Origin of the sequence: Paenibacillus kyungheensis (assembly GCF_028606985.1) — a bacterium.
In the GTDB taxonomy this organism is placed as follows: Bacteria; Bacillota; Bacilli; order Paenibacillales; family Paenibacillaceae; genus Saccharibacillus; species Saccharibacillus kyungheensis.
In genome coordinates this window covers 4,491,328-4,516,978 of the sequence record NZ_CP117416.1, presented here as the reverse complement: position 1 = coordinate 4,516,978, position 25,651 = coordinate 4,491,328, and the positions used below count along the sequence as shown (strand labels likewise).

The 25,651-nt window shown below is 35.8% G+C and carries 16 protein-coding genes; 14 read left to right on the top strand and 2 right to left on the bottom strand.

Translation table 11 applies throughout. From position 1 onward, the window contains the following. Nucleotides 1–138: 138 nt before the first annotated feature. From uvrA to galU (PQ456_RS19575), 7 genes are all read left to right on the top strand, one after another. Nucleotides 139–3,000, top strand: coding sequence for an excinuclease ABC subunit UvrA (gene uvrA, locus PQ456_RS19605; RefSeq protein WP_273613710.1), 2,862 nt, complete (start codon nucleotides 139–141; stop codon nucleotides 2,998–3,000). Nucleotides 3,001–3,230: 230 nt separating this feature from the next. Then, nucleotides 3,231–4,316 carry a S1C family serine protease gene (locus PQ456_RS19600; protein ID WP_273613709.1) on the top strand — a complete coding sequence of 362 codons (1,086 nt, stop codon included), beginning with the start codon at nucleotides 3,231–3,233 and terminating at the stop codon, nucleotides 4,314–4,316. Between the two features lie 112 nt (nucleotides 4,317–4,428). Continuing rightward, entirely contained in the window at nucleotides 4,429–6,354 is a 1,926-nt protein-coding gene (locus PQ456_RS19595; RefSeq protein WP_273613708.1) for a stalk domain-containing protein, read from the top strand. 237 nt (nucleotides 6,355–6,591) lie between these two features. Beyond that, a complete protein-coding gene (locus PQ456_RS19590; protein WP_273613707.1) occupies nucleotides 6,592–9,105 on the top strand; it encodes a U32 family peptidase in 2,514 nt (837 codons plus the stop codon). Nucleotides 9,106–9,445: 340 nt separating this feature from the next. Further along, complete coding sequence (locus PQ456_RS19585) at nucleotides 9,446–11,653, top strand: bifunctional alpha,alpha-trehalose-phosphate synthase (UDP-forming)/trehalose-phosphatase (RefSeq protein WP_273613706.1); 2,208 nt, start codon at nucleotides 9,446–9,448, stop codon at nucleotides 11,651–11,653. 47 nt (nucleotides 11,654–11,700) lie between these two features. Continuing rightward, nucleotides 11,701–12,585 carry a UTP--glucose-1-phosphate uridylyltransferase GalU gene (gene galU, locus PQ456_RS19580; protein ID WP_273613705.1) on the top strand — a complete coding sequence of 295 codons (885 nt, stop codon included), beginning with the start codon at nucleotides 11,701–11,703 and terminating at the stop codon, nucleotides 12,583–12,585. A gap of 111 nt (nucleotides 12,586–12,696) precedes the next feature. Next, entirely contained in the window at nucleotides 12,697–13,590 is an 894-nt protein-coding gene (galU, locus tag PQ456_RS19575; RefSeq protein WP_273613704.1) for a UTP--glucose-1-phosphate uridylyltransferase GalU, read from the top strand. On the opposite strand, the gene PQ456_RS19570 is transcribed toward galU (PQ456_RS19575), so the two are convergent. After that, complete coding sequence (locus PQ456_RS19570) at nucleotides 13,583–14,785, bottom strand: sulfotransferase family protein (protein WP_273613703.1); 1,203 nt, start codon at nucleotides 14,783–14,785, stop codon at nucleotides 13,583–13,585. The genes galU (PQ456_RS19575) and PQ456_RS19570 overlap by 8 nt on opposite strands. 77 nt (nucleotides 14,786–14,862) lie before the next feature. After that, nucleotides 14,863–17,331, bottom strand: coding sequence for an O-antigen ligase family protein (locus tag PQ456_RS19565; protein WP_273613702.1), 2,469 nt, complete (start codon nucleotides 17,329–17,331; stop codon nucleotides 14,863–14,865). A gap of 136 nt (nucleotides 17,332–17,467) precedes the next feature. On the opposite strand from PQ456_RS19565, the gene PQ456_RS19560 reads away from it, so the two are divergent. From PQ456_RS19560 to PQ456_RS19530, 7 genes are all read left to right on the top strand, one after another. Then, nucleotides 17,468–18,772 carry a methyltransferase domain-containing protein gene (locus tag PQ456_RS19560; protein WP_273613701.1) on the top strand — a complete coding sequence of 435 codons (1,305 nt, stop codon included), beginning with the start codon at nucleotides 17,468–17,470 and terminating at the stop codon, nucleotides 18,770–18,772. 178 nt (nucleotides 18,773–18,950) lie between these two features. After that, complete coding sequence (locus PQ456_RS19555) at nucleotides 18,951–19,736, top strand: ABC transporter permease (protein ID WP_273613700.1); 786 nt, start codon at nucleotides 18,951–18,953, stop codon at nucleotides 19,734–19,736. Nucleotides 19,737–19,747: 11 nt separating this feature from the next. Further along, the gene (locus tag PQ456_RS19550) at nucleotides 19,748–20,491 is read left to right on the top strand and encodes an ABC transporter ATP-binding protein (protein ID WP_273613699.1); all 744 of its coding nucleotides are present in this window, start codon (nucleotides 19,748–19,750) and stop codon (nucleotides 20,489–20,491) included. A gap of 18 nt (nucleotides 20,492–20,509) precedes the next feature. Further along, nucleotides 20,510–21,379: a glycosyltransferase family 2 protein gene (locus PQ456_RS19545; RefSeq protein ID WP_273613698.1), complete on the top strand. Its 870-nt coding sequence runs from the start codon at nucleotides 20,510–20,512 to the stop codon at nucleotides 21,377–21,379. Between the two features lie 11 nt (nucleotides 21,380–21,390). Beyond that, on the top strand, nucleotides 21,391–23,634 hold the full coding sequence (locus PQ456_RS19540; protein WP_273613697.1) for a glycosyltransferase: 2,244 nt from the start codon (nucleotides 21,391–21,393) through the stop codon (nucleotides 23,632–23,634). Then, nucleotides 23,615–24,145: a hypothetical protein gene (locus PQ456_RS19535; RefSeq protein ID WP_273613696.1), complete on the top strand. Its 531-nt coding sequence runs from the start codon at nucleotides 23,615–23,617 to the stop codon at nucleotides 24,143–24,145. Before PQ456_RS19540 ends, PQ456_RS19535 begins: the two co-directional genes overlap by 20 nt. Nucleotides 24,146–24,178: 33 nt before the next feature. Continuing rightward, nucleotides 24,179–25,630: a DUF2142 domain-containing protein gene (locus tag PQ456_RS19530; RefSeq protein WP_273613695.1), complete on the top strand. Its 1,452-nt coding sequence runs from the start codon at nucleotides 24,179–24,181 to the stop codon at nucleotides 25,628–25,630. The last annotated feature ends 21 nt before the right edge of the window (nucleotides 25,631–25,651 follow it).

Below are 25,651 nucleotides of genomic sequence, written 5' to 3'. Positions count from 1 at the left end.
ATCCTGTGCTTGATGCAGTGATGTTTGGCAACCTTTATCATAGCTTGTAGCTAAATTCGATACATGCTCAACTAGAGATGTTGATATACAGAAGTGTAGCAATTACTCCGGAAGCACCGGACTTGGAGGTTGGATTATTTGGCAAACAAATTTATCGAGGTTAAAGGCGCACGAGCGCATAATCTCAAAAATATTGATATTAGTATCCCTCGCGATAGCTTTGTTGTATTAACAGGGTTAAGTGGATCAGGGAAATCTTCACTTGCATTTGATACGATTTATGCAGAAGGTCAACGTCGTTATGTCGAATCATTATCTGCATATGCTCGTCAGTTTTTGGGACAAATGGAGAAACCGGATGTCGATTCGATTGAAGGACTATCTCCTGCGATATCGATTGATCAGAAAACAACAAGTCGTAACCCTCGTTCTACTGTAGGGACAGTTACCGAAATTTATGATTACTTGCGTCTTTTGTTTGCACGTGTAGGTCATCCTCATTGTCCTGTGCATGGAGTTGAGATCACTTCACAAACGGTAGAGCAAATGGTCGATCGTATTATGGAATATCCTGAGCGTACACGTCTACAGATTTTGGCACCTGTTATTTCTGGACGTAAAGGTGAACATAAAAGCATTTTCTCTGAAATCTCCAAGCAAGGTTTTGTACGTGCTCGTGTCAATGGTGAGATTAGAGATGTATCAGAAGATATTCAACTGGAAAAAAATAAAAAACATACGATCGAAGTGGTAGTTGACCGTATCGTAGTCAAAGAAGATGTAGCAGCTCGTCTAGCAGATTCAATTGAGATGGCTTTGAAAATGTCTGGCGGTCAATTGCTAGTAGATATTATCGACAAAGAAGAACTTCGTTTTAGTTCGAATTTTGCTTGTCCGATCTGTGGATTCAGTATGGAAGAGTTATCTCCACGTATGTTTTCGTTTAACAGCCCGTTTGGAGCTTGTACGGAATGTGATGGGTTAGGTATACGTATGGTGGTCGATCCTGATCTGTTAATTCCAGATAAAAGTAAAACGATCGATCAAGGTGCTTTTCAAGCATGGAGCGGTGGATTATCGAACTATTATCCGCAATTTCTCAAATCAGTCTGTGAACATTACAAAATTCCGATCGATGTACCTGTGTCTGAGTTAACAGAACAGCAGATCAATATTATTTTAAAAGGTTCAGATGGACAAAAGATTCGTTTCCGTTATGAAAGTGACTTTGGACAGAAAAAAGAAGCTCAAGTCTTGTTCGAAGGTATTATTCATAATTTGGAACGTCGTTACAAAGATACATCTTCAGATAGTATGCGCGAATATATCGAAGGATTTATGAGTGCGAAGCCTTGTCCGGTATGTAAAGGCAATCGTTTGAAAAAAGAAATTCTTGCGGTTACTGTCAATAAGGTGAATATTTCTGAAGTAACAGCGATGCCAATTGGTGAAGCAACTACCTTTTTTGAAAATCTAGTATTGAGCGAAAAAGAGCAAAGTATTGCTCGCTTGATTTTGAAAGAAATCGGCAGTCGTTTAGGATTCCTAGTGAATGTAGGACTAGAGTATTTGACGATGGCACGTGCAGCAGGAACATTATCTGGTGGTGAAGCACAGCGTATTCGTCTAGCGACGCAGATCGGTTCCAGTCTGACCGGTGTACTTTATATTCTCGATGAGCCAAGTATTGGATTACATCAACGGGATAATGATCGCTTGATTCACACATTAGAGCATATGCGTGATCTAGGAAATACGTTAATCGTAGTTGAGCATGATGAAGACACCATGATGGCGGCAGATCATATTATTGATATTGGACCAGGTGCAGGGATTCATGGAGGTCATGTGATTGCAGAAGGAACACCTGCTGAGATTATGGCACATCCTGATTCATTGACAGGTCAATATTTAAGTGGTCGCAAATTTATTCCTGTACCTGCGAAGCGCCGCGAAGCAAGTGATCGTTGGTTAGAGATTCGCGGAGCCAAAGAAAATAACCTTAAAAATGTAAATGTTAAATTTCCAATTGGATTATTTACAGCTGTTACAGGCGTATCCGGTTCTGGTAAATCAACATTAGTAAATGAGATTCTATACAAAACACTAGCTCGCGATCTTAACAAAGCTAGAGTTCGTCCAGGTGAATATCGTGAAATTCGTGGATTAGAGCATGTCGATAAAGTAGTAGATATCGATCAATCTCCTATCGGTCGTACACCACGTTCCAATCCAGCAACGTATACAGGCGTATTTGATGATATTCGTGATCTGTTCGCTCAGACCAATGAAGCCAAAGTACGTGGTTACAAAAAAGGTCGCTTTAGCTTTAACGTTAAAGGTGGACGCTGTGAAGCTTGTCGTGGAGACGGTATTATCAAAATCGAAATGCACTTTTTACCAGACGTGTATGTTCCTTGCGAAATTTGTAAAGGCAAACGTTATAACCGTGAGACCCTTGAAGTGAAATACAAAAACAAAAGTATCTCTGATGTGCTTGAAATGACCGTAGAAGACGGCGTAGACTTTTTCCAAAACATCCCGCGTATTCAGCGTAAAATGCAGACGTTGTTTGATGTAGGTCTAGGTTATGTGAAGCTAGGTCAACCGGCAACTACATTATCCGGTGGTGAAGCACAACGGGTGAAATTGGCTTCTGAACTTCATCGTCGTAGCACAGGTAAAACGATCTATATTTTAGATGAGCCAACAACAGGACTACATGTAGACGATATTGATCGTCTATTAACCGTACTTCATCGTCTGGTCGATTCCGGTGATTCCGTACTGGTGATTGAGCATAATCTGGATGTAATCAAAACAGCAGATTACTTGATCGATCTTGGTCCAGAAGGTGGTAGTGGTGGTGGTACGATTCTAGCATCAGGTAGCCCAGAACAACTGGTGAAGGTGAAGAATTCGTATACAGGTCATTATCTCAAACCTATTTTGGAACGAGATACACAGCGTAGTCGCGAGTTAGAGAGCAGTCAGGTGTAACATTAGCAGTAGCAATAATAGCCAGTACATGTTGAATAGTTCGATGTATTCAGATGTACTGGCTTGTTTTTGCCTAAATATCCTTATATTTACCAATGAATATGCAAAGATAGTTCTTCATGGCAATTGTGTCATACCTGTGCATATGCTACATTGGAATCAGACTATTTTTCCTACAAAATGACAATTTTACAGGAACATATACGCAACTATAGAAAGGCTGGATGAATTTGAAATTATCCCGATCCAAATTACCTGCACTTGTATTATTAACTTCTGTGTTGATGTTACCGACACAACAATCGGTATGGGCATCGGATACAAGCGACGCTTCAAGTTATACATATTCCTCTCCAAAGTTTGCAGCTTCTACAACAAGTAATATTTCTAAAATTATTGCTCGTATTTCTCCTTCTGTAGTAGGTATTGTAGGTACCCCTACAGCTGAAGCTATCGCTTCGGAAGGTGGTTCTGAAAGCGAAGAGCCGGGCGGAACAGGCATCGCTTTCGGTTCTGGTGTTATTATTTCATCAGACGGTTGGATTGTAACGAATGCCCATGTGATTGACAGTATGGAACCTGGAGCTAAAGTAATCACATCAGAAGCCAAAGGAAACAGTAAAACGTATCTGGTGAAAGAAATTTACAGCGATACCGTCAGTGACCTAGCTATTATCAAAATCAATGCCACTTCCCTGAAAGTAGCATCATTTGTATCCAGTAAAGAGCAACCGGTAGTCGGTGAACAAGTAGTGGCTATTGGTACACCGTTATCACTATCCCTACGTAATTCAGCAACATCTGGCATTATTAGCGGTGTGAATCGTGCTGTTGATGCTTCGTACAAATTGCTTCAAACCGATGCAGCGATCAATCCAGGGAACAGTGGCGGCCCATTGGTCAATATGGATGGCAAAGTGATCGGGATTAATACGATGAAATATGAAGCACTGGGCGTAGATAATCTTGGATTTACGATTCCAGCAGATACCGTTCAATACATTGTTGGACAGTTATTCAAATATGGCGAAGTTCATCGTGCTTCCTTAGGGTTGGATTTTGAAGAAAGTGAAGATGCACTTAGCGGTATGCCTACTGATGATGCGTTGACAGTAGGGAAAGTGAATTCTAAGATTGCAACCAAAGCAGGCATTAAAAAAGGCGATATTCTATACAGTGTAAATGGCAAAAAAGTACACACTGTGGTTGACCTTAACGAAATTCTCAAATCGTATGTACCAGGGCAAACAGTCAAACTGGTCATGCAATCCAATGGCGATATTATTAATCGTCAAATCAAATTAAGTAAAGAATAATCGGCTGTAAGTCTATCCTATGAGGAACATCCCGATAACAGATACAACACTATCAGTCAGAAATCGCTGTTGGAATTTCCAACAAGCTTGTATACAGAAATGAGGAGCTTGAATGAGTAAGTGGTTGCGGATTACCGCTTCAAGTCTACTGGCTATTATGCTTGTGTTGACAACCGTCTATGCAACAACAGGAACAGCATCGGCAGCAGCACTATTGGAATTGAAGATCAAAAAAGGCAGTACATCTGCAACGATCAATGGTCAAAAGCAAAGTATCGTCAAACCTTACGAAAGTAATGGAATCACGATGGTGCAATTAGGGCTATTTACACGTGCATTCAAAGCACAGGTGAAGTTGCAAGAAAATGATTCGATTAAATTGGTATATGGCAAGCGTACACTTTCGATGACAATTGGTAGCAAAAAAGCATATTTAAACGGTTCTACATTCACACTTGATGCAGCTCCTGTGATGAAATCAGGTATCTTAATGGTTCCTGTTCGCTCTGTAGCTAAAAGTATCGGTGCGAAGTTCAAAGTAGTATCCGGTCAAATGATTATTACAGCCGCACCGGCAACAACGGATTCGAGTAAAGATAAATCTAGTCATGCTGGTAAAACGAAAGTCGGAAATAGTAAATATCAATGGTCGATCAATTACCCGAGCGATTTGATGTATCTGGGTTCTCAAAGTAGTGAGAGTGCCACATTTATGGATAGTGAAGGTAACTATTATTTACAAATTTCTGTCGATCCAGAAATTGCTTCCGCAGATGAAGCGAATGAAAGTGATCCGCAAGATTTGTTAGACGATTTGGTATTGTATGCGCAAGATGCTGGCGAAATGGTAGTTGATCAAAAAGCCGTTTCCAGCAGTAAAGGCAATTATGCTTATATCATTTCCAAAAATTCAGATGGCATTTTGTCAGAAACACGTATTTATACAGGTAATGGACATACGTATTATGTTTTCTATGCTAACTCGGAAGCTTCCAGTTATAAAGATTTTGCTGATAAAAAGGTTACTTCTTTACTGAATTCGTTCCAAACTTCTTTCAATAGTGGAGATAAAGCAATCGAAGATCTAGCAAGTAAAGCAGACAGTGCAGGTTCAGAAAATACATTAGAAGCTAGTGAGTATGGCGTCTATATGGAACTTCCATCTGATTTCACAGCTAGTGAAGATACAACCGATGCTTCTGCCAAAGATGGTTCGTATGTGTCTGTTAATGTCTATAGCGCACCGTCAGGAAGCACATTAGCCGATTGGTTACAGAAGATTCAAGGCTGGTTTGCCGACAATTTCAACAGCGATGCTTATCGTGATCTGGGTAGCGAGCAAAAAGAAATTGCAGGACAAACAGCAACTGTCAACAAATTAGAATACAACTTTGGAGATGCTTGGACGACTGAATATGAAGTATTATTCCAAAAAAATGGATATCGTTATTATGTAGAATATAGCACTCCATCGGATAAAGCTTCGAAAGATGCAGATTTCAAAGTGATCACAGATTCCTTGGAACTTGATTTCCCTACATTGGAAGAAAACTTTGGATCGTTACCGATTGACTACTATTCGCAAGATCGTAGCAAAGTAACCACGCACACATCCAAACTTAATCATTACAGTGTACAAGTTCCTCGTCATTGGACAAGTACTGATAATGATTATGAATCGTCTTACGTGTATTTTTCTCATACAGGTGGATCATTCAATATTTCAACCAAAACAACAAGTTCTTTGGAAAAAGCAGTGACCCAATGGAAAGCCACATTTGAAGGTTCAGGAGATAACAATATATATGGCGTAGAATTATCTGAAGGCACACCGACTACATTTGCAGGGGTACCGGCTTATACATTTACAGCCAATTATCCAGATGCGACTCATCCTTATACAGGAACGTATACATTATTCACTCAAGGCAAAATCACTTATATTTTAAGTGATGAAGTCAATAACGCAAATAATACACCTGTTCATCAAGCAGAGTTAGCTAAGGTATTAGCTTCTTTTCAATTAACAGCTAATTAAATAGGTCTATAAGAACAGAGCTACCTTTACCGGTAGCTTTTTCTTATGAATAAAGATGAAAAAAGATCATGATTTTCATTGAAAATTCAAGCAATAAGGTAGATAGACGCTCTTCGGTCTGTTACACTGGAATTAGAATAAATTTAAATCATCGTATCTGTTGATATACATGATCGCATGATCAATATTAAAACGTGTTGCCAATGTTATGGCAATCTAGGAGGATATAAACTTTACATGAGTGATACAGGGTTACGAAGAGAAGACGTGGAGCTTTTAGCACCTGCGGGTGACTGGGACTGCATGCGGGCGGCGGTAGCCAATGGGGCAGACGCAGTCTTTTTTGGCGTGGAGAAGTTCAATGCACGAGCACGTGCGAACAATTTCCGTATGGATGAATTGCCTGAGATTATGTCGTTTTTGCATAGCTACGGAGTCAAAGGGTTTTTAACCTTTAATATACTGGTATTTGAAAATGAATTATCCGATGCTCGTGAATTGATTGATGCTTGTGTTGTGGCAGGTGTAGATGCAGTTATCGTACAGGATTTGGGATTGGTTAAAATGATTCGTGAGATTTCACCAGACTTCCCGATTCATGGTTCGACACAGATGACAATTACATCACCAGAAGCAGTTGAATTTACGAAGCCATTTGATATTGAGCGTGTAGTACTTGGACGTGAAAATAACCTTAAACAAATCAAAAAAATCGGTGAGCAAGCACGTTTGCCAATGGAAGTATTTGTTCATGGCGCACTATGTGTATCGTATTCCGGTCAATGTTTAACTTCTGAAATGTGGGGCGGACGTTCTGCTAACCGTGGAGAATGTGCGCAAGCTTGTCGTTTGCCATATGATCTAATGGTGGATGGAACGCAGAAAATTATGGGAGACGTGACGTATTTGCTTTCTCCTAAAGATTTGGCGGCTATCGATATTATGCCTGAATTAATCGAAGCAGGAGTGACTTCTTTCAAAATTGAAGGTCGTCTCAAAACGCCTGAATATGTAGCCAACGTTGTGAGCAAATACCGTAAAGCGATCGATCGTTATTTTGAAGGAGATCGTGATTCGATTACACGCGAAGATATTCGTGAATTGGAACAAAGCTTTTCTCGTGGATTCACCCATGGTTTCTTAGATGGAACGAATAACAAAAAATTGGTAGACGGTACATTTCCAAAAAGTCGTGGTGTCTATATGGGTCGCGTCGAGCAAGTATTACGCGATGGCGTAGTCTGCCGCTTAGAAGCTCCGCTTAAACGTGGAGACGGGATTGTATTTGACGCAGGAGATCCTACGCAAAAAGAGCAAGGCGGACGTGTCTATGATTTACGTCGTAAAGGCGTAAAAATCGAAGGCGAAGCTGATGAGACATGGATGGTTGATATTGTTCCAGGTCGTAACGATGTGAATCTACATCGTGTACATGTCGGTGATAAATTATGGAAAACCAATGATCCTGCGCTCGACAAACGGATGAGACAAAGCTTTGATACCGAGAAGCCTTATCGTGTATTCCCTGTTCATGTCAAAGCTGTAGGGCATGTAGGACAGCCTTTAGTCACATGGTGGACAGATGTACAAAAAGGAGTCACTGTACGTGTCGATTCTGAAATGGAACTAGAGATTGCTGCTAAACGTCCAATGACTTCTGAATTACTGGAAGAACAATTTGGCCGTCTGGGAGGCACTGTTTTCCAATTAGATCAATTAGAAGTGCAATTGCATGGTGATATTATTATCCCGATGCGTGAATTAAATAATATTCGTCGTCAGGCAGTAGAACAGCTTGCTGGAGAGCGTCCGAAGCCACCTGTGTATATTCAACGTGATATCGAAGTATACGGTGATTCTGTGGCAGCCTCTGCGCCTGTTCAAGGAACAGCAGCAACATTGACAGCATTGTGCCGTAGTGTAGAGCAAGTGGAAGCAGCACTACAAGCTGGAATCGAAATGATCTATGCTGACTTTGAATTTATTAAGCAATTTCCTGCTGCTGTTGCCGCTGTACGTGCAGCCGGTAAAAAGATCGCGTTAGCGACACCACGTATTCATATGCCTGGTGAGAATGGTTACCATGCCAATATTCTACGTCTCCAACCAGATGCAGTACTGGTACGTAATACAGGAGCATTGTATTATTACTTGAGTCGTCGTCAGACACATCCAGAAGAAAATCACCCAGAATTAATCGGAGATTTCTCTTTGAATGTAGCAAATCACAAAACAGTAGATCTATTTTTAGAAGCAGGTGTTGACCGTATTACACCTTCATACGATCTCAATATTCAACAAATGGTTGATTTGCTCAGTCGTACACAGACTTCTCAGTTAGAAGTCGTTATTCATCAGCATATGCCAATGTTCCATACCGAGCATTGTGTATATTGCACTTTCCTTAGCGAAGGCACAGACTATACGAACTGTGGTCGTCCTTGTGAAGAGAAACGGGTTTCGTTGCAAGACCGTATTGGTATGTCTCATCCTGTACGTGTAGATGAAGGATGTCGTAATACCGTTTATAATGCGATTGAACAATCAGGTGCTGAATACCTAAGTGATTTCCTACAATTGGGAGTGCCTAGTTATCGTATTGAGTTCCTTGAAGAAACACCAGAGCAAGTCACAGAAGTGATCGAATTGTATACCAAAGCATTACGTGGTGAGATCAACGGTACTCAAGTATGGCGTACTTTGAAAGCTACTAATCAGCTAGGTGTAACCCGCGGACAATTGGTCAAATAATCAGAAATGTATATAGATATAAGATAAAGAGAATGCGCTAAGCATTCTCTTTTTTTATGTCCCAGTGGACGATCGTTCACCTACAAATAGACTGATAATTTTGCTGATTTTGCAATCATTATTTTTCCAGAGATATAGCGGATGAAAAGGTTCTCATAATGATTTGTGATCAGCCATGTTGAGTCGTACATATAAATTAAGGGTAATTTGCATAAGCAATGACTTTACTGTCGGTGAAGTCAAATGAAAGAAATGGTCTGATAAATTCAGGCGATTTACACATAATGAAAAGCAAGCCAATCACATAATTATTCAATTATTGTTTAGGAGAGGGGATTCAATGAGTAAAATTATTTTTGTATCCAACCGTTTACCTGTAACTGTAAAAAAAGGTGAAACAGAGATTGAATATAGTAAAAGTATAGGTGGACTGGCTACCGGTCTAAAAAGCTACCACGAACAATCCGATAGTCTATGGGCAGGATGGCCTGGAGTAGCACAAGACGATCTTAACGAAGAAGAAACACAAACGATCAATAGTGAATTGCAAGAATCATATAACTGTTTACCGATCTTTTTGTCGGAACAAGAGATTGAGCAATATTACCATGGATTCTGTAATGAAACGATCTGGCCGTTGTTCCATTATTTTAACGACAAAGCAGAGTACAATACAGAGACATGGGATGCTTACAAAAACGTCAATCAGAAGTTTTTTGATGCGTTAGAGCCTGTGATCGAACCAAATGATACGATCTGGATTCATGATTATCAATTAATGTTACTTCCACAGATGATCAGAGAAAAATATCCCGATACTCGGATTGGGTTTTTTCTTCATATTCCATTCCCTTCATTCGAAATCTATCGTCTGTTAATCTGGCGCGAAGAGATCTTGCAAGGATTATTGGGAGCTAATCTGATCGGATTCCATACTTATGATTATGTACGCCACTTTTTAAGTAGTGTACGTCGTATTTTAGGTAAAGAACATAACTTATACAAAATCAATGGAGAAACACATACTGTGCAAGTGGATGCTTTCCCGATGGGTATTGATTACGACTACTTTGCAGCACCGAATCAATCTCAGAATTTGTCCTCAGAAGCACAAGAATTTATCGAAAGCACAAAAAGTGTACAAAATATTATCTCGGTCGATCGCTTAGATTACACCAAAGGGATTCCAGACCGTATTAAAGCGTTCAAGCAATTTCTGGCGCAATACCCGGAATATCATGAGAAAGTACGCTTAAACCTCATCGTAGCGCCTTCTCGTGTCGGTGTAGAAGCATATGATTCGCTAAAACGTGAAATCGAAGAACTGGTTAGTGAAGTGAATGGTAAATTCGGTACACTGAGCTGGATGCCAGTCTGGTTCTTTTTCCGTACATTTACGCAAGACGATCTTATCGCTTTCTACCGCAATAGTGATGTGCTCTTAGTAACTCCACTACGCGATGGTATGAACCTTGTTGCTAAAGAATATATCGCTTCGCGTACTGATTACAAAGGTATGATTGTTCTAAGTGAAACAGCAGGAGCAGCGAGTGAGTTGGGCGAAGGTGTTATCGTGAATCCGAACGATTACGGCGAAATTGCCGCAGGTATCAAAACAGCACTTGATATGCCAGATCATGAAAAAATCGAACGTAACAAAATGCTACATGTTCGTCTTTCCCGTTATAATGTGAAATTCTGGGCAGATGAATTCCTGGTAGCTCTTAAAAATACAACTGAAGAGCAGACCCCTACTCGTCCACTTCTGAATCTCAAATCTGGGTATTCAGATATGGAAAAAGTGTATAGCGATTCAGAAAAACGATTACTGTTCTTAGATTATGACGGTACATTGGTAGGATTTAAGCCTACACCAGAACAAGCGAAGCCAGACGAAGAGCTGAAGCAATTGCTTGCTGATCTATGCAAAGACCCTCGTAATACAGTTGTTATTATTACGGGACGAGATCGCTTTGTAATGGAAAAATGGCTAGGTGATCTGGATCTTCATATTATCGCTTCTCATGGTCTGTGGTTCCGTAAGCCAGGAGCAGACGAAGAGTGGATGATGACTGTCAATGTGGATAACGATTGGAAAGATACGATTCGTCATATTTTAGAGAAGTATACAGATCGTACGCCAGGATCGTTAATTGAAGAAAAAGAATACTCGTTAGCATGGCATTACAGACAGTGCGAACCTGATATGATCGGACTCAAACGTGACGAGCTTAAAGAAGCGTTGTTGTCGATAACCAATTCGATGAGTATCGGTGTACTAGAAGGTAATAAAGTGCTAGAAGTGAAAGATAACCGTATTAACAAAGGACATGGAGCGCATTTGTTGCTTCGTGATCAAGAATATGACTTTATTTTGGGTGTAGGCGATGATACAACAGATGAAGATTTGTTCTCAGCGCTTCCAAAAGATTCATATTCCGTCAAAATCGGAACAGGCAATACACATGCTAATTACCGTTTGAAATCGGTAAAAGATATGCGTTTATTGCTCAAAAGATTAGTTACACAAAACAAACAAGAAGTATAATATATAATCTATAGATGCAATCAAGCATAGAAAAAGGAGTTTGAACCATGAAAATTCGTAAAGCCATTATCCCAGCAGCAGGACTAGGAACACGTTTCTTGCCTGCAACCAAAGCAATGCCAAAAGAAATGTTACCAATTGTAGACAAACCAACGATTCAATATATTATCGAAGAAGCTGTAGCTTCCGGCATCGAAGATATTATTATCGTTACAGGTAAAGGTAAACGCGCGATCGAAGATCATTTCGATTACTCGTTTGAATTGGAACAAAATCTAGAAGAAAAAGAAAAATGGAAACTTCTAGATGCTGTACGTGAATCTTCTGAAATGGCAGATATTCACTACATTCGTCAGAAAGAACCGAAAGGACTAGGGCATGCGATTTGGTGTGCTCGTAAATTTATCGGAGATGAGCCATTTGCAGTGCTTCTAGGCGATGATATTGTGGAATCCGATGTTCCTTGTCTGAAGCAGATGATGGATGTGTATGAGAAGCATGAGTCTTCTGTAGTCGGTGTGAAAGAAGTGCCATGGGAGCATGTATCTCGTTATGGATTAGTCGATGCTGATCCTACGACAGAATCGGATCGTCTATACAAAACCAAAGGTCTAGTAGAGAAACCACCACGCGAAGAAGCACCTTCAAACTTGGCGATTATGGGTCGTTACATTTTGACTCCTGAAATCTTCGATATTTTAGGTAATCAAGATGCTGGCGCAGGTGGCGAAATTCAGTTAACCGATGCTATTTCCAAGTTAGGTGAAAAACAAGATATCTTTGCTTACCAATTCGAAGGCTTACGTCATGATGTTGGTGAGAAGAGCGGATTCGTACAAACTACGATTCACTACGCATTGCAACATCCTGAGTTGCGTGAATCGACATTAGAATATTTGCATGAAATTATGGCAAAAGAAGAAAATAAATAAGCTAAAAGAGGCTTTCTCATTATTAGAGAAAGCCTCTTTATTTTATAAGTTGGTCTATCTATAAAGAATGAAGTATATTATATCTATGATTAGATATAGAGGAGAATGAAATTGAAAATCCGTAAAGCGATTATTCCAGCAGCAGGACTAGGAACACGTTTTTTACCTGCCACCAAAGCGATGCCGAAAGAAATGTTACCGATTGTAGACAAACCAACGATTCAATATATTATCGAAGAAGCGGTAGCTTCCGGAATTGAAGATATTATTATCGTTACAGGTAAAGGTAAGCGCGCGATTGAAGATCATTTTGATTCCTCATTTGAACTGGAACACAATCTAGCTGAAAAAGAAAAATGGGATTTACTTGATGCTGTACGCAAACCTTCTGAAATGGCAGATATTCATTATATTCGTCAGAAAGAACCAAAAGGACTCGGACATGCGATCTGGTGTGCTCGTAAGTTTATCGGTAACGAACCGTTTGCTGTTCTTCTAGGTGATGATATTGTCGAATCTGATATTCCTTGTCTGAAGCAAATGATGGATGTATATGAAGAATATGAATCATCTATTGTAGGTGTCAAAGAAGTCGATTGGAATGAGGTTTCTCGTTATGGGATTGTAGATTCTTTACCTATTTCAGATCGCTTGTATCAAGCTAAAGGGTTAGTAGAAAAGCCTGCTAGAGAAAATGCTCCTTCTAATCTAGCGATTATGGGCAGATATATTTTAACCCCGGAGATATTTAACATCTTAGGCAATCAGCAAATTGGTGTAGGTGGAGAAATTCAACTTACAGATGCCATCTCACAATTAGCATTAAAAGAAAAAATTCTAGCATATCAATTTGAAGGCTTACGTCATGATGTGGGTGAGAAAAGTGGATTCGTACAGACAACCATTCACTATGCTTTGAAGCATCCTGAGTTACGTGAAGAAACATTAAGTTATTTGCGCACTATTTTAGCAGAAGAAGATAACAAAAAAACACTTTTCATTTAGAAGAGTGTTTTTTTGTTATCTTTTTTAATTTAGAGAATAATAAATCTCTATAAATATAGTATTTTTTTAGATAGTTCCAACCTCTAGATTGTAAGATTTGTTGCAAACTGTGTTGATCTTCTCTCAAAGCTGAAATCATCTTTTCTAAATGCAATATCTTCTCTTCAGTATCTTTACCTGAAATCAATGAGTTATTCAAAAAGGTATTTATTTTTTTTTGCTCATTCTGTTGTGATTTTAGTTGAGTTTGTACTTCTTGTAATTCTCCCAAATAGTGTTGAATGTTATGCCGAGTATCAATCAACTCAACTCTTTGCTGTAGCTCTATTTTGGTTAGATTAGCAATATCAAATAACGCTGCATAAGCTTTATATTCTGACGCGATTTCCTCTATTTGTGGCAGAGTATAATCAAGCTGAAAATTCATTTTTTTTAAATAAATATCGTAAAGATTAACAAAAGGTTTTAAACCTATTGTTTCTTTTAATTGATCATTACTGGAGTAGCTATGACGAAATTGAGGATTTATAAATTTTTGCATTTTTTCTTTTAATTCTAATTCATTTTCTGGCCAAGGTAAGTTCAATTGTTGTGACAAATTAAATAACTGTTGATGCCAGTCGTCCAAAAATTCATCATAAGAAACTAAAATACATTTACTGTTTGCAGTCCATCTTGCAACAGAAATCATGTAATTCATCCATATTCCTAATGATTTTTGTATAGGGATGTTATTTCTTTTTAATAAAGAGTTTGCAATATCTAAAGGATTACGAATAGAAATAACAAAGTTAACCTCAACACCTAATTCTTGCAATATATCTAGCCATAATGGAAGAAGTAAACATGTTCTAGGATCTTTCCAAGCCCATAAATTTTGAGAAATCATTTGCTGACTTATAAATTGTTTGATTTCATTTCGAAAAGGGATCATTTCGGGTTTTTTCCACCATAGTTCTTCAAGTGGAACAGGAGTATCCCAAGATACTCCTAATTCCCATAATATACGATTTTGTATATCAATTATATTTAAGTGTTCCCAGAATCCATGTGGATTATCTTCCTGCGCAGAGAGTAGATTTTCTGACTCTCCTAAATAAACTCCTAATAAATTGATGGATCTAGCAATTGCAGAAGTACCACTCCTGTGCATACCCAAAATACAAATGGCTCTGGAATTTGCTTTATTTATCATCAAATTTCTCCTTATTGATATCATCTAAGGATAATAATGCAGAGAATTTTAATAAAATTTCAATCAATACTTATACATTATTGATTATATTTTGTATTTACAATGGTATCAATTTGTTCTTTTTCTTTTGCATCTATTTTAATTAACTTATCATAGATAGCTTGATCATTTTGGTTTTCTTTTTTCAAAGCAGCTAGATAATAGCGAGCAACTTCACGATTGGTTTCATCATTTAGATCATCAGCTAGACCTAATTTAAATGTTGCTGCCGCATCAGCTGTATTACCTTGCATCAATTGAATTTTACCAATATTTAGAGCAATTTTTGGTGTAACAGCAAAAGCACGACCTTGTAACTGACCAGTAGGCAATGTTTTGAGATATTCTACACCGTCTTGTACTTCTTTATAAGCATTTAGACCGGCATTAAAATATTTCTCTTCAGATGCTTTATCTTTTTTCTCATATGCCTGGTTACCAAGAGCATAGGCTTGAGTGATTACACCCTCATACCATTCAATATCCCATTTGTATTTTGGAATACTGTTTACAAGGAGATCAAAGGCTACATCTGATTTACCACCCAATTGGTAAGCCGTTACTAACTGTTTCACAATATTTTTATTAAATGGTTCTTTTTCTTGTGTTTTAGTAAGAAGCGCAATATCTTCGTTATAATATTGTTCATCTTTAGTCTGTTGGAATACTTGAGTCAATAAGGAACCCATAAACACAACAGCATCTGGGAATGTACTCCGTATAGCCAATGCTTTATCAAGTGGAGCGCGAATATCTTCATAGCTTGGGCTTGCTACTTGAGAAGTCTTCTGAGCATCCACAACATCTTGAGAAGCGACAGAGAAACGAAGTGAAGTGAAAGCAACAATAATCGCAACAACACCGATTAAAGATACGTAAATACCTCTTATCGTTCCAGCAGGAGCTTTCAATCGCTTGAGTGGCGTTAAGTCCATCGCAGAAGCCATACCACCTAGACCTAGAAAGACTAGAATACTCATATAAGCATAACTTAAGTTGAAATCAAGTAAACTGTGCATCAAGATCGATACAACGATAATAAAGTAAATAAAGTGAGATTCTTTACCTTCACGATTAGCTTTGTAATAACCACGAATATATTTATAGAAAATAAATCCGACAAACAAAATAAAGATAATAAAACCAATCACGCCAACTTCAACTAAATATTGAATAAAGAAGTTATGTGCCTGACGGCTGACATACGGGTTATTCTGGTAAGCTTCATAAGAAGCACCCCAGGCTCCGCCACCTGCACCAAACAGTGGATAATCACGTAACAATTTCATCGCATCACGATAAAAAGTAAAACGTTCCAATACACTACTTTGTTGGAAGTTAATATTTTCAAAACGTACACGAATATTAGCTGGTAACAGATTACGTAGATTAGTTGCAATCAATAACACAAGCATAAGTATACCGAGTAAAGCAGAACCGATCGGAATCCAAAGGCTAGCACCACGACGTGCTGTCCATCCTTCTACACCATGTTCAAGCTTAGGTGCAATATAACGTCCAACAAGCATAATCAGTACTCCTGCAATTAAGGAAGCGATTAATAGATAAGCCCAACCTTTTGCAGCGATAGCACCATCATACTTTGCAATCACTTGTAGTCCGATATCAGTTACTGGATTCAAGATAACAGCTGTTGCAATACCTGCGATTACCAGATTAATAAACCATAAAATCTGTTGTGCAGGACGAAGTAATAGAAGCAAAATTAATAATACAAATGGTAAAACAACTAAACCACCGCGAGACAAAGTAAGAATTAAAGCCAAAATAACAGGAACCAACATAAATCCATGGATCAATTGGTCATACCATGTTTTGAGACGGCTGGCATTAAATAAACCTGCAAACATAATAGCCATAAGGAAAGCTGCATATGTATTTGCATACTGGAATACAGAAGTTAAACGCCAACCGTTGGAATCTTGCATAACTGCATCAATGTAGACGCCGTTACCTACTCCATTAGAAAACCATGATACTAAATGTCCACCTAGATAACCTTGACCGAACCAACTGATATATCCGAAGAATACAATCAGATAAGCAGAACCCATTAACGTAATTTGAATAATCTTATTCGAGACACGATCACGTAACAGATAGATACCAATTACGAAAATAAATGCGTACATCCATTGAATTAACACCATATTTACGGCATAATGCCAAGAGGCAGCCGAAAACATAGAGATCATATAGGAGATAGGGAGTAAAATGATTAATAATGCAACCATATCCCGCTGATCATCCAATTGTACTTTTTTGTTGAATTGAATGAGTCCTAAAATCATTAGGATACATACCAACATAATTGCCCAAAAGAGAGGCTTTTCAAAACTGATACCTAGACCATTAAATAATGCAATTTGAAACGGGGCCCATAATAAAAATAAAATCATACAAATATTAAGGACCCAAAACATACTTCCACGTTTTTCGTCCTCGGTGGACGCTTTAAACTGTTTGCCGTATACTGGATTAGCCAATGTTTTAAACTCCTTTTAAGTTAGAATTCTAAGTTATTTTAGCATATTTTAATTACAGGAACTATTATCAATTATCGATATAACTATTTTCTGATATAGTAATTCATTTTATGTTAGCTAAATAAGGAGGAAGAAAATGGACTTTACAGGCGAACGGTATGTCCCTAATAAAGTTTTTGGTGAAATCGAAGTTGAGCATAAGCAAAGATATCATGCTATTCTTGATTTGGTAAAAAACAAAAAAGTTTTGGATGCTGCCTGTGGTGAAGGATACGGTACTAACCTTATATCACAACATGCCCAATTTGTCTGGGGAATCGATATATCAGAAGATTCAATTGAATGGGCTACTACAGCATACCATTCAACGAATATTGAATTCAAAGTTTCTGATATTCAAATATTACCTATCCCGGATCAAAGTGTTGATGTAGTGGTGAGCTTTGAGACGATTGAACATGTGGATGAAAAGGCACAAGAAAAATTTTTGAATGAAATAAGAAGAGTGCTAAAGCCTGATGGCATATTGATTATGTCTACACCTGATAAAAGATTATATTCAGATATAGTTGGTTTTACAAATACGTTCCATATTAAAGAGTTTTATGAGAGTGAATTTGAATTGTTTTTACAAAGTAAATTCAAACACACATACATGTTTAGGCAAGGCTTTAGAACATTTAGCTATCTTGGAGCATGTCATGTAGAAGAAAACCAAAGTGAATATTACAGAATGGATGATTTATATCCTACTGAGAATAATGGAAAGTATCTAATTTCTTTATGCTCTGATAAAGCAATTACAAATGTCGAAACACTAAATAGTATTATGCCGTTAGTAAAACCTAAAATTATAAGTAAATTGCTTTTAGATACGGGAAACGGTTTTGATTACAATGATGCAATCACTGCAGAATTATTGGTTGAAGGAAGAGAATTTAGTACTAGTTTCAAAGACTTGGATAAAATAAATAATATTAAAAGATTAAAATGGATTCCTTTAGAAGGACATATAATCAATATTAATATATTAGATTATCCTAAAAATATTCAGATGATATCACTTAACTCTTTTGGTCATAAAGAAAGTTATACAGAATTTCAAGTACTAAGACCTGAATTTCTAATAAATATTACTGAAGGTACTTTGGAAAATTTATCACTTAAAGGTCATATAGAAATATTGAATGCAGAACATGTTTTCCAAAAATTAGACACTAGAATAGAAGGTTTACAATCCGAAATCGAAGATTTGCAATCTACATTAAAAGATTATGAGCAACTTAAAGAACGTTTACAATCAATAGAGAAAGAACGCGACAATGTTTTATCTATCAATCAAAGCATAAGTAATGAAAATAATTTGTTGTTAAATTCTACATCTTGGAAAATAACAAAGCCATTACGAACGATTGGCAGAGTATTAAAAAAGAGTAACTAATAGATATAAAAAGTCATAATATCGCATTATAGGTGAAGTAGACGCTCTATAACTTTTAACGTATACTAGACAAGTTAGTGACTTTTTTTGTTTTAGAGCATGCAGTAATTTTTATAAAATGTATTAGAAAATGAATACTTGAAGTTGAAAATCAAGTCAACTAGGTGGCGATACGCAAATGTTGGAGCTAAAACGATATTTTTTGAACTTCTATAAATATAAAGATTTATTGAAGTTGCTTGTGGCAAAAGATATAAAAATTAAATACAAGCGGTCTGTACTCGGTATTGTTTGGAGTGTTCTTAATCCACTATTAACGATGATTATTATTACGTTAGTATTTCAGGAACTTTTCAAATTCAATGTTGAGAATTTTGCAGCTTATGTGATTAGTGGACAGGTATTATTCTCTTTTTTCTCGGATTCCACATCTTTAGCAATGAGTTCTATTTATTCATCAGGCCAGATTATAAAAAAAGTATATATTCCTAAATATATATTTCCATTATCCAAAGTTTTGTATTCATTAGTAAATATGTTGTTCTCATTAATTGCAGTTTTAATTGTATGTTTTATTACAGGAGTAGATCTTAAATATACTTTTATTTTTAGTTTTTTGTCGATTTTTTATGTATTTGTATTTAGTGTAGGTGTAGGTCTTATTTTATGTAGTATTGTTGTGTTCTTTAGAGATGTTGAACATATTTATGGTGTTTTTATTACAGCATGGATGTATGCTACACCAATCATTTACCCAGTAAGTATTATGCCAGATAAATATATGCCGCTTCTTCTTGGAAATCCAATGTTTTATTTTTTGACTCATTTTAGAGAATCTTTACTGTATGGACATATTCCTCCGTTAGAATTAAATATTCAATGTGCAAGTTACGCCCTTGTAACTTTATTAATAGGAGTTTATCTTTTCAAACAACGTCAGGATAAATTTATCCTTTATATTTAAGGAGTTTGATGATGGAGAATAGTAATGTAATTATTGATGTTCAAAATGTTTCGATGTGTTTTAATATGACTACTGAAAAAATAAGTGGATTGAAAGAATTTTTGATTAAACGCTTAAAAAATCAAATATCGTATACTAAATTTTGGGCATTAAAAGATGTAACATTTAACGTTAGACAAGGTGAATTATTTGGAGTGCTAGGACTTAACGGAGCAGGGAAAAGCACGCTTCTCAAAACAGTAGCAGGCGTCTTAAAGCCAACAAATGGTACATTAAATATTTCAGGTCGCATGGCCCCTTTAATTGAATTGGGAGCAGGCTTTGACACAGAGTTAACAGCAAGAGAAAATATTTATTTGAATGGAGCTATTTTAGGCTACTCCAAAAAAGAAATGAATGCTAAGTTTGATGAAATTGTTGATTTTTCTGAATTAGCAGAATTTATTGATGTTCCTGTAAAGAACTTCTCATCAGGTATGTATGCTCGATTAGGGTTTGCAATTGCTACTTCAACTAGACCCGATATTTTAATCGTAGATGAGATTCTAGGTGTAGGAGATTTTAAGTTTCAACAGAAATGTGAAGCAAAAATCAACGAAATGGTCAAAGAAGGTACAAGTGTATTACTTGTTTCTCACTCTATTGATCAGATAAGAAGTCTTTGTAACAGAGGTATTATTTTAGAAAAAGGTCAATTGATTAAAGAAGGAAATATCGAAGAATTGTGTGATTTTTATTATTCTAAGTACACGTAAGGAAGGAGATAGAAGCTTATGTTCTCTTTACTGTACTATACTTTTATTAAATATATGATTCGATTTCAAATTAAATTTCATCCTTTCCGATTATGGCGTGGTAAAAATTGGTACCAAAAATGGATCGAAAATCATGAAAAATATGATATTAATGTCGTTATGAATGAATGCAAACACTTTCGTCATAAACCACTAATGTCTATTATTCTTCCTGTATATAACGTACAGGAAGATTATTTGAAAGAATGTATAGAGTCTGTTGAAAGACAATATTATACGAACTGGCAACTTTGTATTGCAGATGATTGTTCCAATATGCCTCATATCAAAAAGGTTTTAGATGAATATCAAACCCAAAATTCTAAAATTCTTGTGACTTATCGTAGTGAAAATGGACATATATCCGCGTGTAGTAATACTGCACTAGAAATGGCAACAGGAGAATATATAGTTTTACTTGATAATGATGATATTCTTTCTGATTTTGCTTTATATGAAGTGGTAAAAGTGATTAATGAACATTCTGATGTTGATCTTATTTTTAGCAATGAAGATAAATGGCTAGATAATAAACGAGTACAGCCCTTTTTTAAAAAAAATTGGGGTATCCAGTTGCTTATGCATATGAATTATATTTGCCACTTATCAGTGTATCGAACCTCTTTATTAAAACAAATCAAAGGGTTCAGAATAGGATACGAAGGTGTTCAAGACTGGGACTTAGCTCTACGAGCGATTCAAAATAATGCTAACGTTTGGCATATCCCAAAAATTTTGTATCATTGGAGAATTTCTCCTACTTCTACAGCCGGTGGAGAAAAGAAAAAAAATTATATAAAAGAAAAGCAAAAAATGTTAATTGAAGATTCTAAAAAATATACTATGTGAAGGTGATACAGTTGGGTATTAATACACTCATGAAAAAAACGGTCTCTACGATGAAATATGAAGGTAGCAAAGCTCTAATGAGAAAAGCGTATGGATATACAAAAAAAAGAATTCTAAAAAAACATATACCCTCTAAATATCACTTCAAAGACATTCTTTTTATAAATGGGTGTTCTCTTCCACATCCACCTCGTTATCGTGTAGATCATCAAATTGAACAGCTTCATTTTAATGGATATTCCTGCGACAGTGTATATTACGAAGAACTTGATATTGAAATGGTTCGTTATTACAGAGCATTTGTTTTCTTTCGTTGTCCGCATACAGAAGTCGTTGAAGAATTAATTACAAAAGCAAAATATTTTAATAAAACTGTATTTTTTGATATTGACGATCTAGTAATTGATCATAAATATGTTAAAGAAATTGATTATTTAAATACTATGAGCAAAGATGAGCTTGATCAGTATATGGATGGCGTTAATCGTACTCAAAAAACATTAAGAATGTGTGATTATGCGATTACTACCACAGGAGCATTGGCTACAGAATTAAATAATTATGTAGACGAAGTATTTGTTAATCGGAATGTAGCTTCTGAAAAAATGCTAGACTTGTCATTAAAGGCACTCAAAGAAAAAGAATTAAAAGCTAGCGAAAATACTGGAGCAGTAGATGATCGTATTATTATGGGGTACTTTAGCGGTAGCATAACACATAATGAAGATTTTAATTTGATTATCAATGTAGTTAAAGAAATGTTCGAAAAACATAGTAATGTTTATCTTAAAGTAGTAGGTATTTTAGATATTCCTACAGAATTAAGTGACTATAAAGATCGTATTATTTTCGAGAAGTTTACAGATTGGACAAATTTGCCAGATTTAATAGCAAATATTCATATCAATTTAGCGCCGTTAGTTCAGTCTATTTTTAACGAAGCTAAATCTGAGAATAAATGGACAGAAGCTGCTCTTGTAAAAATTCCTACTGTAGCTAGCAGTATTGGTGCTTTTAAAGAAGTGGTTACACATGAACAAGATGGCATATTGTGTAATTCAATAGAAGATTGGAAATTCTATTTAGATAAGTTGATCACTGATTCAGCATATCGTGAAGCTTTGGGTAAACAAGCATATTCTAGTGTTATAAGTGGATGGACAACGTTAAGTAGCGGGTATAAATTATTTGAATTTATTGAATCTAAATTGCATGATAATATTGCATTTGTTCTTCCGTCTACTCAGATTAGTGGTGGTGTGAATGTAGTTATTAAACATTGTAATATTTTAAGAGATCAAGGCAAGGATGTTACAATTATTTCGATGAGTGAAGACGATAAAAATATTGTTAATAAAGATGGAGAAATTGTTGTGATTTCTTACCATCGTCACACTTTTCATGGTCTTTTTAGAAAATGCGTGGCTACTCTGTGGTCAACGACTGAATTTCTTAATATGTATTCTAAGATCAGAGAAAAGTATTATTTAGTACAAAATTTTGAAACTAATTTTTATGAGCCTGGTAATCATATGCGTGCTTGGGCTAATCTAACTTACAATTTCTTCTCTGATATTAAATATATAACCATATCTAAATGGTGTGAACAGTGGTTATTGGATAAATATAACAAAAAGTCAGGTTATGTAGAAAACGGAATAGATTTATCAGTGTTTCAGTATAAAGAACGGTCATTTGAAGGAAAAATTAAAATATTAATTGAAGGTAATTCTAATGATTACTATAAAAATGTTGATGAGAGTTTTAAAATTACCAATCAATTAGATCGAGATCAATTTGAAATCTGGTATCTTTCTTACAGTGGCAAACCTAAAGAATGGTATAAAGTGGATCATTTCTTAAACAAAGTGCCACACGATGAAGTAGGAAAAGTATACGCAAGCTGCGATATTTTATTAAAGTCTAGTCTTTTAGAAAGTTTCTCTTATCCACCTCTTGAGATGATGGCTACTGGCGGCGTAGCAGTGGTTGCACCAAATGAAGGGAATATAGAATATCTGGTTCATGAAGATAATTGTTTGTTATATGAACAAGGCAATCCTGAAAGTGCACTTCAGATGATTAAAGAAGTTTGCAACAACTCTACATTAAGAGAACGAATTATAGAAAATGGTTTGAAAACAGCACAGCGAAAAGAATGGAAGAATCTTGAAGGGGAAGTGTTGGCTTTGTACGGCTATCAATTGAAATCTACTGAACACAATGGTGAAAATTATGAAGCAAAATTGGTTTAGACGTTCAATTATTCCTATCATTTTAGTGCTTCTTTTTATTTACGTATATGGTGGGAATATAGGCAAAATGACAGAAGTCATTTCAGTTGAAGGTGACCAAAATATAGGAGAAATTACAAATAACAAAGAAGTAGGTCAATCATTTTATTCTGACCTTAATAATCTAAGTGGTTTCTCTATTAAGCTTGCTACTTATGGTAGAGTAAATGCAGGGCGTATCACTTTAGGAATTCGAAACTATGGTGAATCGAACGATATTTACTCAACTACTATAAAAGCTGAAAGCTTAGCTGATAATGCATTTTACGATGTTAGGTTTCCGCCTATAAAATATTCAAAAAATAAACAGTATTATATATATATAAAAGCTACGGATGGAATGGCTGGAAAGTTCATAACTGCGTATAAATCAAAGAACGATGCTTATCCTAAAGGGAATCTTACAATTAACGGAGTAAATCAAGACGGAGATTTATCATTTAAAGTATATTTTAATAAAACCTTATTCTAAATGGTTTAAGGAAAAGGGAGAATTTATTAAGAAATGGAGAACGAAGACAAGCAAATAAAACAAAAATTTAGTATTGAACTTAAACTATTGAGTATCTTATTATTTTTTGGATTACTTTATATTTTTGTTACCCCGCCTTTTCAAATGGCCGATGAGGATAGTCACTTTAAGAGAGCATTTTTAGTTTCACAATTTGATTTTATTCCACAAGCGAATGAAAAGAATGAGTTAGGTTTTTATCTTCCTAAAGCTGTTCTTGATTTCGAGGCGGATAATCGGTATATGATGGGTGATGCTAGCCAGAAGTTTAATTACCAAAAGTATTATTCAACTATAACTACATCAACAGATTATACAGAAAAAGTATTCAGTCAATTTAGTACTGTTGAAACAAATCCTTTATTATATATTCCTCAAGCATTGAGTATGCTCTTGTTTAGAATCTTTATTTATATTTTTTCGTTAGGTAAATCTGAGTTGATCAATCCTATGAGTTATATGTATGCAGGAAGAATAGGAAATTTATTGTTTTTTATTTTTTGTGCATATAAGGCAATTAAATGGATTCCTTTTTACAAGAGAGTACTATTTTTAATTTTGTGTATGCCTATGACTTTAGGATTGGTGTCTTCCCTAAGCTATGATAGTATGGTTATTAGTATATGTTTGTTATTTATTAGCCTTATTCTCAAGCTCTCTTTTGATAAAAAGCATGAGAAAATAAATCGAAAACATATCATTATACTATGTATACTTTCTTTTGTTTTAATTGAGTTAAAGCAAGTATATTTTCCAATTATCTTTTTATTCTTTTTAATACCTACCAGCAAGTTTTATAGTACAAAAAAGAAATATCTTTATTTTAGTTTAATAACATTAGCTGGAATTGTGAATTATCTTTTGTGGGCAGTAATAAGTACTATACATGGACATTTTGGTCCGGATCAAAGTGATAGTACAAATCAGCTTATATTCATATTGAGTAATCCTTTTGAATATTTCTTGATTATTGCTAGAACTTTTTATCATTTAAGTTTCTTCTATACAAATAGTTTTATTGGAAATTTAGGTTGGTTAGATGCTAATTTCCCTCCAACTTTTATTTATCTTTATTGCTTGCTTATTTTATTAACAGCAATTATAGACAGTAATAAAAACATATCGTTTAATATACTGCGGAGATTATTTATATTCGCTATTTTTGCAGTTGTTGTTGTACTAATAGAAACCGGATTATATTTGACATGGACTTCTATACCTTCAATTGGTGGAGTAGGGTATGCACAAGTTTCTGGAGTACAAGGAAGATATTTTATTCCTATTATCTTACTTGCGCTTATTCTGTTATATAACAATAAACTTTCTAAATATTTGAAATTTGAGCATAATGAAATTATTAACACAATGCTTATAGCATTTTGCAGTTTTAGTTGTATGTTAATGTTTTTCTTGCTTATTATACGATATTGGATTCCTGCTGTTTAAATATCATATATTTGAAATGAG